This window comes from Bradyrhizobium sp. NBAIM14 (assembly GCF_020193895.1).
In the GTDB taxonomy this organism is placed as follows: Bacteria; Pseudomonadota; Alphaproteobacteria; order Rhizobiales; family Xanthobacteraceae; genus Bradyrhizobium; species Bradyrhizobium yuanmingense.
Genome location: NZ_JADYVQ010000006.1, coordinates 39,031 through 53,358 on the forward strand (window position 1 = coordinate 39,031; position 14,328 = coordinate 53,358).

The following is a 14,328-nucleotide window of genomic DNA, read 5'->3' on the forward strand; positions in this document are numbered from 1 at the left end:
GCATCGGCGATTCGTAAGCCGCCACTTGCGCAATGGCGTGTTGGTGCTCCGAGGTGCATCCGAAGGGGAACGGGCCTGCATCGGGTGAACAACACCGCCACCATCGCTAAAGAAGAGCGTGCCGTTCAAACCGCCCTGCTTTCGCTGATCACGGAAGTCCTGCGGCGTGAGTCTAAGAATTGAAACATTCGCAATCCTTTTCGCTCGTTGGATAGCCTTGGCGTGGTCGGGGGCCGTCCCACCCATCTGAGATACAACTTGACGCTACGTACGATTCAAGGGATCTGAGGCCGTCAAACTGGACCATTTTTGGCTAGAGTTTTCGCCGCCGAATCCTCTCGGCTCGGAGCTTAACAACGGACTTAATCCCTCGATTTTCGAAATTTGCACTCGGCACGAATGCAGGTCGTCCCCGTGATGCCGTGTCTTTCGTTCTATCCGGAGACGTAGATTTTCCTTACGGCGTGCATGCCGCTTGGCCTCGCGGTAGTTGAGTACACACAATCGAAACAGAGCGCCCACAGCCGGGAATATCGCTCCGAAGGCGTCTTTGCGTTCTCAGACTGCAAGCCGCAAATTCCGGCTGCCTACTTGCCTCACTATGAGCGACACGACACTGAAGGGCGGTCGGATTTCAGATCATAAGCCACGGATGTAGCTTCCTCATGATCGGTCTCTCTTATCCTTGGCTTGAGCTCGAGTGCTCGCCAAGACTAGGCGCGACGTCGACCTCGCCGCGCTGCGCCACCCGCGCACGACGTTCGACGGCTTTGCCTTCATCGCAATCGCAGCGATATAGACCGATACATAGCGACTCGCTCTTGCACATCACACCTAATTTTGGAGCCATCCCGTCGCCGGCCATGCAGGCTTAAATGCCGGCTCCGATGATCAGATCAAAGAGCACTTTCGATTCCAGGCTGAATGTGTCGGCCGCATCGCCTGAGCTCAACGAACTGACGGCGCATGATAAACAGTGCAATCATCCCGGCGCCTAGCTCCGCGATGGCTTGACTGGCCAATACTCCGCTGAAGCCAGAGATGGCAGGGAAGAACAGTACAGCCGGAATGAAGAGATAATGTCTCGCGAAACACACAACCGCGCTGAGACGCGCTCTCCCGAGCGATTGAAGCATCGCCGTGACGACAGTCTCAATACCATACAGTCCAAAAAAGAGATGGAAGACGGTGCAGGCAGAAACGGCAATTTCCCTGACGCTATCGCTATCGCTGAACAGCCCGACCAAAGGACGGACAAAAACCATAACGGTCGCGGAATACGCAAAGGAAAGCGCAACCGTGATAGAGAGCATGACCTTTGCAGCCCTCAGTACGCGAGCAAAATCGCGTGCGCCCCAGCCAAAACCCAGGATAGCTTGAGACCCCATACAGAAACCGCTGATAAGCAGTGCGCCAATCGTTAAGAGTCGCACCGCTATTCCCACGGCCGCGATGGACTCTTCGCCGAAGGGCGCAGCTGCTCCGTACAAGAGCACGACAGTAATAGCAGATAAGATGCTGGTCATGGTCGCTGGCGCCCCCACGAACGCTATCTGTCTGATGCGATCTGCTCGCAACGAGATGTGAGACATCCTGACGACGACCATTCCGCGTCGCTTGGTAAAATACGCGATATAGAGGCTAATAGCCGCAGTCTGAGACACAAGCGTTGCGAGAGCGGCGCCTCGCACACCGAGGTCCAGCACGGATATGAGCACTGGATCAAGGCCAGCGTTCAGTATGAAGGCGGTCATCATCGTCCACATGCTAAATCGCGTATCGCCTTCGGCTCGGACGATGAAGCCGTTGACGATATTCAGAAGCATCAGGGTGCATCCGAACAAAAGCGTCGTCGCGTAGTCGAGCGCCAGGGGCATGATGGTTGGAGTTGCCCCGAGCGCTAGGAAGATCTCTCGCATGTTTAGAAGCAGAGCGACTGTGACCGTGATGCCGACTGGCGCGGCGAGCGCGAGAGCGGTACTGGCGCCTCGACTCGCCTCTAGGTACTCACCAGCACCAAGATGACGAGATATGAACGACGCTGCTCCAACTCCTATCCCCTGTCCGGCCGCCGCGAGCAGGACCACGATCGGCAAGGTCATGCTGACGGCTGCGATCGCCGGCGCGCCGAGTGTCCCAACAAAGATTGCGTTGACGACCTGCTGCAACGCGTTGATCGACAAGCCAACAACAGACGGAATGGCGAGCCGTAGGATAAGTCTGAACAGACCGGGGTCTGATAGATCGATGCGCGCGTTCTTGTTCGGCATCACATCGTGATCGACCTCGGCGGCGAATTCCGCATCGGGCTCACTCATGGATGAAGGTGTCCCGAGATCTTCCGAATTTCATTGATCGTCTGCAACAGCTCCTGTTGCAAGACCGTGCAAAGATGGCGGGTCACCTCATAATCGACCATGCTCGGATCATACGTGGTGTCAATCTGTAGATCGCCCGATTGATATCCGACATCGAACCAGAAGACGTGGATCGCCGCCGCTTGATGCATGTGTTCGCCGATCCAAAGTGGAGAAGGTTCTGTGTCTAGAAAACGGCGTGGGAAATGGCGCTGCAAGCGGGCGCGATAATTCACCCCAATTCTGGGCAGTGGCAGGCGATCGAGCCGACGCCGCACGGCTGGATCTCGGTTTAGGAATTTCAGGGCCCGAAAGCCTATTCCCCCGCGCGGCAGCGCATTGCGCTGCCGGTATATCAAACGAGCACGGTCGGAACGCGACTCCCTTCCTGTGACATTCAGTGAAAGCGGAACGAGCTCGCTGAGAAGACCAATGATCTGAGATGAATCGAAATCGTCAAACAGCCGGCCTCGTGTCGAGGTCAGGCTATCAATCCAGAGCGAATAGTTGCCGAACAGGGCTCCACACGCACCCGACAGGGCAGCAAGAAACACATCAAAGTCCTGACAATTCGCTGATCTGGCTCCAATACTGAGGAGACTCGCTGTCGCTTCCCGGTCGATCTCAAGATGATACTTGGCCCGATCTACCCGAAGCGAACGGCCGTTCGCATCCTCGCGACGACCTTTAAGACTTGCATCGTGAAGCTCTCTCGCGCTTTCTTCGGCAACACTCGTGCGGCCCGATGACGCGTCGCTGACACGGAAGTTGAATTGATCGTAGTCAATGCCTTCCCAGTGCTTGAGTTCGTCTGGTGCTTCGCTGTTCGCGTAGTGCTCGAGCCGCTTCAACCAGGGAGAGAGCCTTTGTACGGCCTCGGCACCATTCACATCATGGCCTGCAGCAAGAGCGTTGTATGCGTCCTCCAATGCTTCCAGGAATAGCCGATAGCCCATCCCATCCACTACGAAATGATGCACCAGTACCAGCAGATAATAATCGCCGCTTTCCGAAGCACGGAAGGCCGCGACGTGAACAAGAGGCGTGTGGCCGTCAAACCGAAACATGTGTTGACGTCTTGCCGAGACGCTCTCGATTGTCCTGCGCTGGTCTGGGCCGGTCATCCGGACGAGATCGATCTCCTCCACGATGCGTGCGGCCGGACAAGGGCCAATCCCCAGCCGGAGTCCATCTTGGGTTCGGGCAACGCGGAGCCTGAGGCCTTCGTGCCTCTCGATGACATGGGCCAGAGCGCGGTCCAGGATCTTGATGTCCAGGATGCCGCCGCGCAAGAAGAACAGATCGCCGAGGTTAAAATGCTCGTCAAAGCCGACAAGAGAATTCCAAAACGATATTACGGGGGGCACAGGCAGTAGGCCGTCCGCGGAAGCCACGTTGTGGGGTGCCGCCTCCGCTTGCCCGGCCGCCAACTCCCTGATGGTCGGTGTTCGATAGAGCAGGTTGACAGTGAGATTCAGCCCGGCTTTGCGCGCCAGCGTGACGCAACGTACGCTCAGAAGAGAATCGCCGCCGATATCAAAGAAACTGCTGTCGATTCCCACCCCCTCGGCGCCTAATAGATCCTCCCAGATCCGAGCAAGAACCCGCTCGTTCCTGGTGCGGGGCTCAGCAGATGGACTAGTTTCTATCTCGCGGTAAGGAACGGAGGAAAGGCGAGCACGGTCTATCTTTCCGCTTGTCGTCAGGGGAACACTGTCAATCAATCTGAAGGCTGTGGGAACCATGGGAGATGGCAATCTGTTGCGCAGGTGGGCGAGAATCTCTCGAGAGCTTAGATTCTCCCGAGCGGGCTCCAGGCTCGCCGTCAAGCGGCGATCCTCATCGATGCCTTCTGCGAAGACCGCGGCCTTTGCGATTGCCGGATGAGACTCAAGGGCAACTTCGACCTCCTCCGGCTCGATGCGAAAGCCCCTCACCTTGATCTGGTTGTCCGATCGGCCGCAAATCTCGAGAAGGCCGCTGGTTGAGATGCGTGCGATGTCCCCACTTCGATAAAGCACATCGTATTGTCCGCCATCATACGGATTCGGCAGGAAACAGCGGTCAGTCCGATCTTGATCCTGCCAATACCCAGCGCTCAGACAGCGGCCCGCGATGCACAGTTCGCCGGAGGCTCCAACAGGCACTCTCTTCAATCGTGCATCGAGCACGTAGAGTTTTACGTTGTCGATTGGCCGTCCCACTGGGATAAGCGCCGAGTTGCCATCCGCATCCGATGTTTCGTGCACGGCTGCATTGGACGCACATTCCGTCGCACCATAGAAGTTCCACAAGGGCACGCCCGGAAAAGACCCGCGCCAGCGAGCAGGCAGCGAGGAAGGCATCGGTTCGGCGCTGCTTGTGACCAATCTCAAGGCGGTCCTTTGCGGTTGCCGTTCCTGGGACCCAATGATACCGGACAGGAGTGGCGGAGAGGCAAAAAAGCGTGTCACACGATGTTTTGCCAAACTGCACAACAACAGATCCGGATCTAGCACCTGCCCTTGGGTGAGGATCAGCGTGGGCACACCTCTCAGAAGCCCACCAAAATACTCCCAAGCGGACGCAACAAGGGAAGCGGACTTCTGGACAACCATCACGTCGGTACTATTGAAGGGAAAGCGTCGCCACATCCAGTTCAGCCGATTGAGAATGGCCGATTCCGGAATAAGAACCCCCTTCGCCCGCCCTGTTGAGGACGACGTGTATATAAGATTCGCAATTTGGTGATCTGAGGGTGAGTCGCTGGATTCGAAATTATCCGTCAGCGCCCTGCACCTGTCTAACGTCAATAGAGAAATCGAAGGTATGTCAAAGCCAGTCTCCGTGGTATTTGCGTGAACCAACACCTTTGCCTGACTATCTCGCAGGATATGTTGGATCCGATCAGGGGGATAATCTGGCGGTATCGGCACGACAATAGAGTGCAAAGCTCGCGCCGCCAGCATAACAGCGGCAACGTCAGGCGACCGGTCGACAAGCATGCCGACCATATCGCCAGCGCCCACGTCCAAATCCAGCAGGAAGGACCTGATAGCTGCTACGCGCTCACGCAGCTGGCTGAATGTGACTTCCCCGAACTCGCCAAAATATGCTACCTTGCTGTGATTGGAGACACTGATCTGCTCGAAAGCTTCAACAAGCAGACATTCAGAGTCATATGGCTGCCTGGATCCTTCCAGCGAGTTCAGTAGAGTGACGTCTGACGCGCTGAGGCAGCTCAGCTCCTCAATGGGCGCAAGCGGTTTGTCAACGCAGGCGGCAATCAGACAGCGCAGATTATTGGCCATGCGAACAACTAGATCACTCGAAAATATGTCTTCTGCATACGCCAGCTGGAGCGCAATTTCATCGCCCTGATCTTGCGCGTACAATGTTAGGTCGAATTTGACATAGCCTGTGTCGTATTCGCGGAATGTCAGAGCCAACTCGTCTTGACCAAGTGGCTCGGCAGCTTCGGAGTACATGTTGAACATGACCTGGAAGATCGGTGATCGCCCCGGTTCGCGACATAACCTTGTGTCCTTGACCATCCATCCGAATGGATAGGCCGAATTTGCGATAGCATCGCTGACCAGGCCCTGGATGCGCGTGGCATGAGCAGCAAAGGACTGACCGGCATCCATCGCGGCACGGATCGGTAGCATATTCAGGAAAAAGCCGACGATGTCGGCGCTGCCAGGTTGATCCCGTACAGCGTGTGGTATGCCGACGACAATGTCGTCCTCACCGCTATACATTCGTAGCAGCAGCTTGAAGCACGCCAGCAGTGTTGTCGACGTGGTGCAGCTGTTTCGGCGCGCAAATTCTCTTACGCGACTGGAGAGATCACTGCCAAGCAGCACTGGATGCGAGGCGCCGCGGTATGAATTTGTTTGCGGGCGCGCCCTTCCAAGCGAAAGCGCTGGCGGATCATCACCAATTTGACGACGCCAATAGTGACGTTGGTTCTCCAGCGCCTCTGGAGAAACGTGTTGTTTTTCCCACGCCGCGTAGCCCGAGAGTGACGCACGGTTCTCTGGGCAAAACGCCACGGCATCTACGTACCTTTGCTGAAGATCTCTGAGCAGAACAGAAATCGACCAGGCATCGAGGATGATTTCATGAGCGGTGATCAATATGAGATGATTGTCAGGACCAAGCCGGACCATGCGCGCGCGAAACAAGTGGCCCTGTCCGAGATCGAAATTGTCTTTCAGCTCCGTTCGCCGAAACTGTGCGATGAGCTCCTCAGCCTCGGAGGAGGTGAGATGAGATACATCGATCAATTCAAGATTGGTGCATGGCGGAGCATCAAAGCATTGAACCGGACCGTCTTTGTCGATAAAGCGCGCCGAAAGTGCCTGGTGGGAATGAATGACCTCGGTCCAGGCGCGATTGAACCGAGCTAAACTGATGTTTCCCTTAATGCGCAGCCCGCCTTGAATGATGTAGTTCCGGGCAGATGGATCGAGCTGCGCCAAAAACCAAAGGTGCTCCTGGAGGTGCGTCAGAGGTGATCGGTTTAGCTTTCGGCATGTCAAAGCCGTACACGGATTGAGCTCAGTGCGCCCCTCGATCGAAGCGGCAAGAGATCGAATTGTGCCATTCAGGACCAGTCTGAAATCCGCTCTCACTCCTAGCAAGGTCTGCAACTGTCCCAATATAAGCATTGCGCGGAGCGAGTCTCCGCCAAGGCTTATGAATTGGTCATTTACACCTATGTTCTCGATACGCAAAATGCCGGACCAGATTTGACGTAGCCGGACTTCGAGGTCTGATTGCGGCTCCGCGAAGGGCGTTGACAATAACGGCCGAACACTGGCCGGGTCAGGCAACGCTGCAAAATCGACCTTTCCGTTCCTGGTCAGTGGAATATCGTCCACATGGACGATTCTTTCCGGAAGCATGTAGCTGGGGAGTGCCTCAGCAAGAAACTTCCGAAGATCGCTTTCCGCCAGTTCAGCTGGAGCCGACACATACGCGACCAGACGCCGCGATTCGGCTTGCGCCTCCGACCCAGCTATATCTCGCGCCGTAAGCTTTACACCTGCGCAGACAGAGGCGACTGCGACGGCGCCATGCACCGAGGGATGAGCGGACAAACGAGCTTCGATTTCTCCCAGCTCGATTCTGTGCCCGCGAATTTTAACCTGACGATCCCGTCGACCGAGACATTCCAGAAGCCCGTCGGAACGAACGCGCCCAAGATCACCTGTCCGATATAGGCGCCGGAAAGATAGGTCGTTTGAGAACGGGTTCGGCCCAAACGCATCCTTGGTGCGGACATGGTCATTGACGTAACCGGCAGCGACACCGACGCCGCTAACACAGATTTCGCCGACTTCTCCTACACTGCAGAGTCGTGGTCCGTCCGCGACATAAACCTCAACGTTTTGAATTGGCCTGCCGATCGGCACATAAGGCTCAGCCAGCGCAGGCGGAACGGAAACCAGATGATGCGTCACGCCGTCGGCGCACTCGGTCGGCCCGTAATGATTGAGAATGGAAACGCGGGGATACAAGGCCAGCCACGCACGCGCCAATCCGGGCGTTAGAGGTTCTCCGACCGTAGAAATAATCCGCAAGCCGTCCATGGCTCGCTCTGCCGCGGCAAGCGATTGCAGATATTCAACAAACACTGCCAGCATCGACGGAACGAGTTGGACGATCGTAGCGCCGCATCGTTGAATTGCTTGAAGGAGCGATGAGGGCGATCTCAGTGTCGAATCATCGATGATTGATGTAGAGGCTCCGACGCAAAGCCCAGAAAGAAGCTGCCAAAGCGAGATGTCAAAGCAGTGCGATGCCGTTTGCGCGACGCAATCCGTCCGAGTGAGACTTAGGGCATCGATCTTTGCCGCCAAATGATTGTTTAGGCCGTCGCGCTCGATCATTGCGCCCTTAGGCTGGCCCGTCGAACCAGACGTAAACAGAATATAGGCAAGTCCATCCGCGTTCGGGGATGGCACAACAGACGAGGTCTGCACCCGGCGCAGTGCCGCCTCTATAGCTACGAATTGCGGAGCTGCTTTGCTGCTCTTCTGGAATAGGCTGAGCGAATCCGGCCGGTCTCGGCCCATCAACAAAGCGCAGCGGCTCTGCTCGATCATGAATGATGTACGGGAAGCCGGCAGCGATGGATCGAGCGGTAGGTACGTTGATCCAGCTTTCAAAATTGCGATGACCGCCGTCGCCCAGTCGAGGTCCCGCCCTCCCCAATAGCCGACAACCGCGCCGCGAGCACCCTGCTCTCGTAAGGTCCTTGCAAGGGCATCCGATCTTGATCGTAGCGCCTCATATGTGAGTTCGTCTGCGCCGTGCCTCAGCGCAACTCTCTCCGGATCCGAATCTGCAAGCCGATCGATCGCCGTGACCGCGTCAACCGGTTGACGTTCCATAGACTGCTCCTTGCCTGATTGATTTTCCGTAGGCACGCGCCCCGCCATTCGTCGCCTTCTTCGGCGCCCAAATCGGAACGCCGGAGCTCGTCATCGAGGTGACATGCGCAGCCACCCTGATTCCGCACGTCGGTTTTGTCCGTATGACCTTCTCGCTGTTCGCTTCTGGCTCGATGATCGGCAGAGGAACAGGAGGACGCTAGGACCCCGCGTCCACTTTGGCACCTACCTACTCTTGTAATGGACCTGCCATCGTCTGCATGGCACTCGCGATCGACGCGCCCACAGGCTCGTTACGGCTTGTGATTAGCGTAATTGTCCGATTTCGCGGCACTTGAGCCGGCACCACCAACCCATCGAGAGCGTGTAGGCCACCCCGGCGATACAGCTTGTACGGACGAAAGGCTTCTTACCGTAACCACCGCCAGACCGATGGTGTTCAAGCCGGTGATCGTCGCCACAGGGACCCGGCGGCGCCTCAACATTCCAACGAGTTATCGAAGCTCGCAGCAGCAGTCCCAAGCACGGCCTTGAGGTCATCCAAGTGCTGGCACCGGCAAACAAAGCGCCCGATCACCTCGTCACCTAAATCCGAATAGCTCCGCTTATTTGGCCGTTAGTCAACGGAGATTTATTTATGACGATGACAACGCGAGCTGGAAATTGAGGCGTCGTGTCATCGCCCAAACTGGTGTGGATAGGCGCCGAGGGCACATTTTCCGGGCGGCGAACGGTTGAATGGCTGGCCGTCCGCAGCGACGAATGGCTCACAGAGACTTCGATCGACAGAGACGCAGCCTGCCCACGGGCCCTCTGCGTGAGGATTAATCCATCGCAATGCGCTCGCCAGACTTGCTTGATGAGCTACTCGACCATTTTCCACGACCTTTGCGGTTTCGGGCGCGGCAAATTCCTTTCCGCTTAAGATCATCTGGTGAAATGCGAGCGTCGCGTCCTTGCTCCCGATCGGCAGACTTTACCAATCAAGCACTCCGATTTTGCGCTCTCCGCTCAGCTATTCGGGCCCGTCAATTGACGATGTTGGGCTGCATGAGCAGCATCATCCACGCCACAAATCTCATCCTGCTGATGCTGCTAACGGCGAGCACTAGTTCGGCTTGTGCGGTCTGCTCAGCGTATTTCCAGGCGCCATTTGTGCCCCCGGGCAGTCCGCCGGTACTAGATGTGATTGCGACCTTAGTGGCCTGGGGGAGACTTGAGACGTTTGGCGTTAGACTGAGATTTTTTGTCCGCCAGCCAACACAACGTGGTGGCAGGTTTGGTGGGGCAGTGCCAGCGCTCGCATGAACGGTGACCGATGTCACGAGGCCTAAATGCCGCAGCGGGACCTCTCCTGAGCGATCGTGACCGCGGCAAGGCCGAACATCACGTCGCGGTTGATGCCGAAATGGAGGCGATAGAGCCACCAGATTGCGCAGCACCGGTCGAGATCGGAGAGTGCCCGAGCGCGGTTTATTGCTGCTGCGACCCGCGCTATTGGCTTCATGACACGTCTCGTCTGGAAACCTGAACGTCTCGGGACCAGTGCTCTAAATTTGGTGAGTTCTTGATCGGTGACGGTCGGCTGTCGCGCGCGTGCGTCGGCAAAGGATTGGAAGCTGAGATTCATGTTTGCCATGGCATTGCGCGTCTCGAAGCTTGATGGGAACACGCATATGCGTATCCGGCCTTTCCGTAACCTTACGAGGCAAGTACTGCTTCCCCAAACACCCAGATCTGGTAGCGACAATTGACAGCACTCTTATGCGGTAGTTACGCGGTGGCGCGCGTTAGTTCGCAGACCCGATGCTGTCGCATCGAAGCGATCGGAGTCGATGGCGTTGGCTGCACCTCGGAAAACGGGGCGGCGCGGCCCGGAGCCATGTGATATTGCCTCGACTCATCGATGGCAGGTAGAGCTCCTGAGAGAGACGGTGATGCACTGCGACTTCCTGCCGCTGTGGGGATGCAGTCAACGAATGTGAATTCGTCATTTGAACAACTCGCCAGCCGACCACCTAACGGATTGACACGCGACATAGCCAGGGTAGCAAAGCTACCCGCCCACAACACTAGTTCGGTACGGTCGACAGCACGTTGCGCAGCCTGTTGCGGCCTTCTCGAATATGAGGCCGAGCGAATACAAATTTGGCGCGCACCACCCACTCTCTGAGGACGATCCTTCAACTGAACAGACTACCAATGCATTATCATGCTGTGGGCACACGCATGCTCTAAGACCAATTTCCCGGTCGCGATGACCGGGTTTGTTGAAGTCTGTACTTGCCCGCCTACTTCATTCTTCTCCATGTCAGCCAGCTCGAAGAAGCCCCGCCGCGCATGGGCAATGCAAAACGCCAGTGTAATCGGCCGCACCTTCTTCTGCGGGTCGAACAGCGGTTCGAACCCGCTGAAGCACCGGCGTACAGCATGCCGGCGAACGCGGCCAGCTTCTTCTGGAGATGCTCGCCTCGTCGGTTGCTCGAGGCGTACTAGACTGCCGCCGCCGGCGCAGGCCCGGTGGCCGGCCACCACACACAAGTGCAGAACCGCCCGGTTGTACCTTGCCCTTCGCCGGGATACGGATGGTGTGGTGAAAAGGCCGGCGGGATTTCACCTCCAGCCTCTCGCAGAACCGGGCGTATTGGACGGAATGCGCGCCGTTTCTAATCCGCAAGGGACGCTGCTGAGCACGGTTCTGACCGAGCTTTTGTAGATGGTAACCGCTTGCTGCTGGGTTAGCTACCCACAACGAGCTTTCATCCCGCTCGACTGAGCGCTTGTTATGTTCGAGACCAATGTCGGAAAGTTGACGATACGCACGCTCAGACAAAGCGCAAAAGCAGCGATGTCAGTTTGGTATGCGGATTGCTTTGTTAAGGTGTCATCACCGATCGCTTCCAAGGCGACGGCTAGGTAGAAACATTTAGCAGAGGCCGGGCTATGTCGCAGGCTGAGGTAGAACGGTTTGTCAAGAATCTAGCGAAAGAGGGTAGTCTGCTCGAACACGTTAAGCAGAGTGCTACAGGTCTTCGCGATCGGAAAGAGCCACGGCTACGATTTCACGCTTGATGAGGTTAGGAGCAGCATCCGAGTGCCACGCCGACATGCGTTGATGCAGCTCGACGCGATTGTCGGCGGCAAGCAGGATTTGAGCGGTGTAGGCTTGAGGAGGATTGTGCATACCACTGCGTTGGCTAGTTCCACGTCGGAGGCACCTACGAGCGCCGTGCAAGCCGCGGAAGCGGGCCGTGACCTAGTCGCTATCGTTTTGCTTATTGTAGTTGTTGTCGCTGTCACGGCCTGACGTATTTTCACTCTGATCGCATTGGCTCGTCCTGAAGGAAACGATCCGGTGCGAACAGAACTGAAAGCACGCCTCGTCAGGAGTGAGATCATTGCTTTCAGGCCTAGAGATGCGGCTTCAGGGCGTACCCGTACCGTATGACGCACACTGCCACCGAACACTGCCGACGGATTTTTGACCGGCGTACCCCCGAGCAACTGCGCACGTTGTCACACGTCAAGCGCTTCATGGAGCGGCTGGCCGGTGACTTGGAGTTCCGCAGGGCGCTTTCGGAGAACGTTCATTCTCCTCGAGCGGTAACAGAGCGCTACGGCATCGAAGTTGCCCCAATGAAGATGCTTCCTCTCTGGCGCGGCGGCTACCTGAAATATCGCTTCAAGCCGGAGTCTACGCCCTGGCCCCTGGCTATGATGTGGGACGAGTTTATCTGCGACATGTTGCGCGATCGCGACCTCCTGCGCGAAGAGGGCGAAATGTCGACGATCAACCCTCGCTTTCATGCCTGGCGTGAGCGCCACATCCGGCGCTGCAACGACGAATTGGGCGGAACGGCGGCCTCGGTCACGTACCCCATCATCGCTTTCGAGCTGAGCGACGGCTGCACCATCGGTTGCTGGTTCTGCGGCCTCTCGGCCGACCGCTTCAAAGGCTATTACGAATATAGCGAAGAGCATGCAGCGCTTTGGCGCGCCGTGGTCGGTATTGCGAGCGAGATGTTTGGTTCGGCAGCCCGTACTGGTTTCTGCTACTGGGCCACAGAGCCTATGGACAACCCCCATTACGACCGCTTTCTATTCGACTATTATCAGATCACGGGCGCATTGCCACAAACAACGACGGCGGCCCCGCTCAGGGATCGCGCACTCACCACGCGCGTGCTCGAACTGTTCCAGCGCTATCGCACCGTGACGAACCGTTTCTCCGTGCTGAGCACAACACATCTCGACCAGATTCACATGGCGTTTTCGCCTGAGGAGCTGATCGGTGTCGAACTCGTCCTGCAGGGCAAGGAGGCGCTGACTGCAAAGGCTTTTGCCGGGCGCGCGCCCGGAGCGAGAAACTTAGGGCTGGCAACAAAGATGATGCAATCGCCTTGCTGGAGAGCGATCACACGACCATCGCCTTTGTTTCCGGCTTTCTCGTAAATATGCTGCAGGGACGTTTACAATTGGTGACGCCGGTGCCCGGTAGCGAACGCTGGCCTCTTGGCTACCGCGTCTTGAGTGAACGCTTCTTTAGGAGGTCTGACGAGTTCCGCGAGGGGCTGCAGCGCATGATCGACCAGCATGTGCTCGAGATTCCAGCTCCCAAATTGCCGATCCGCTTCCGCAGGGACTTGCAATACGAGGCTGGGAACCGATGCTTTCATCTCCGGTCACGCAACATGGAACACCGGGTGCTGGACGACATCGCTCCGACTTCCGTTGGCCATCTAATCGCCTATGGCAACTGCACAGCGTCGGAGCTGGTTAGGCAGGTCACGACTGACGGAACGAGCGTGCTCGCAGTAGCCGACCTGCTCGATCAGTTATGCACGGCCGGGGGTGATTGAAGAGGACTTAGACGACAGCTTCGCCTGGCAGACCAGCTCACCTGTTACTGCGCTTTCATCGGGCAGCGGTTAGAGTTTCGGATTTTGTACGCCAGTGAGTCCGCCGGAAGAATTTCATTCTCGAGTTGCCCAGGCGAACGGTGCGTGATGCCCCTGCAGTTCCACCGCGCTGTCGAAAACATGGAAATTTGGAGTGCGCGCAGCGGCGGCTACTCGTTCGTTATAAGCTTGCAGAGCCCGACCGGTCCTGGCTTCCGCGGAAGGTTCGGCTACGTCGCTTCGTGGCGTCCGCTTGACCAGAGCCGTGGCGCGATCAGGGTGCTCGGCTCGCCGCTGCAGAGCTTGGCTGAGGCCGAGGACGCCTGCAATAGTATGCTCAATTACCTGAGAGACTGAACTGATTCCTGGTCGCGGAAAATGGAAGCATCTTAAAGATGCTGCAGTCGCGTCGGGTGCTACCCAGGATGTTCACGGGGTCGAGACGTACTTTGTAGCGGCTGAGATTATCGCGCCCGATTTGAGCGGGCGCTACACGTTCTATCCGTCGGACGGGCTTGCTTCCAAATCGAGCTCATCTGGATTATCTTGAAGATCATCTGCCGTCCCTCACGCCGGTCGGAGCAAACATGTTCGTCGAAGGCTCGACAGATTTGTTCGCGTTTCCCAATCCGGTAGTTAAGCCGTACATCAGGATCGTGATCCACAAGACGCCCCTAGCGAACGGCTGCGCCC

At 57.0% G+C, this 14,328-nt stretch carries 5 protein-coding genes and 1 pseudogene; 2 read left to right on the top strand and 4 right to left on the bottom strand.

Going from position 1 to position 14,328, the window contains the following annotated elements; translation table 11 throughout:
• Positions 1–896 precede the first annotated feature (896 nt).
• The 4 genes and pseudogenes from I6F28_RS16860 to I6F28_RS16875 all read right to left on the bottom strand — a co-directional run.
• Positions 897–2,318: an MATE family efflux transporter gene (locus I6F28_RS16860; RefSeq protein ID WP_225140374.1), complete on the bottom strand. Its 1,422-nt coding sequence runs from the start codon at positions 2,316–2,318 to the stop codon at positions 897–899.
• Positions 2,315–8,737, bottom strand: a complete 6,423-nt coding sequence (locus I6F28_RS16865; protein ID WP_225140375.1) for a non-ribosomal peptide synthetase — start codon at positions 8,735–8,737, stop codon at positions 2,315–2,317. The genes I6F28_RS16860 and I6F28_RS16865 overlap by 4 nt, the downstream gene beginning before the upstream one ends.
• A gap of 1,330 nt (positions 8,738–10,067) precedes the next feature.
• Positions 10,068–10,376, bottom strand: coding sequence for a hypothetical protein (locus I6F28_RS16870; protein ID WP_225129451.1), 309 nt, complete (start codon positions 10,374–10,376; stop codon positions 10,068–10,070).
• 620 nt (positions 10,377–10,996) lie between these two features.
• Positions 10,997–11,327, bottom strand: a pseudogene (locus I6F28_RS16875) (IS66 family transposase); the annotation flags it as partial.
• An 854-nt stretch (positions 11,328–12,181) separates the two neighbouring features.
• Here I6F28_RS16875 and I6F28_RS16880 point away from each other — a divergent pair.
• Positions 12,182–13,189, top strand: coding sequence for a radical SAM family RiPP maturation amino acid epimerase (locus I6F28_RS16880; RefSeq protein ID WP_225129453.1), 1,008 nt, complete (start codon positions 12,182–12,184; stop codon positions 13,187–13,189).
• Positions 13,138–13,596, top strand: coding sequence for a hypothetical protein (locus I6F28_RS16885; RefSeq protein WP_225140376.1), 459 nt, complete (start codon positions 13,138–13,140; stop codon positions 13,594–13,596). The genes I6F28_RS16880 and I6F28_RS16885 overlap by 52 nt, the downstream gene beginning before the upstream one ends.
• Positions 13,597–14,328 lie beyond the last annotated feature (732 nt).

Coding starts and splice junctions, on each gene's coding strand:
- I6F28_RS16880 (WP_225129453.1), top strand. CDS start 12,182: ATGACGCACACTGCCACCGAACACTGCCGACGGATTTTTGACCGGCGT.
- I6F28_RS16870 (WP_225129451.1), bottom strand. CDS start 10,376: ATGGCAAACATGAATCTCAGCTTCCAATCCTTTGCCGACGCACGCGCG.
- I6F28_RS16865 (WP_225140375.1), bottom strand. CDS start 8,737: ATGGAACGTCAACCGGTTGACGCGGTCACGGCGATCGATCGGCTTGCA.
- I6F28_RS16860 (WP_225140374.1), bottom strand. CDS start 2,318: ATGAGTGAGCCCGATGCGGAATTCGCCGCCGAGGTCGATCACGATGTG.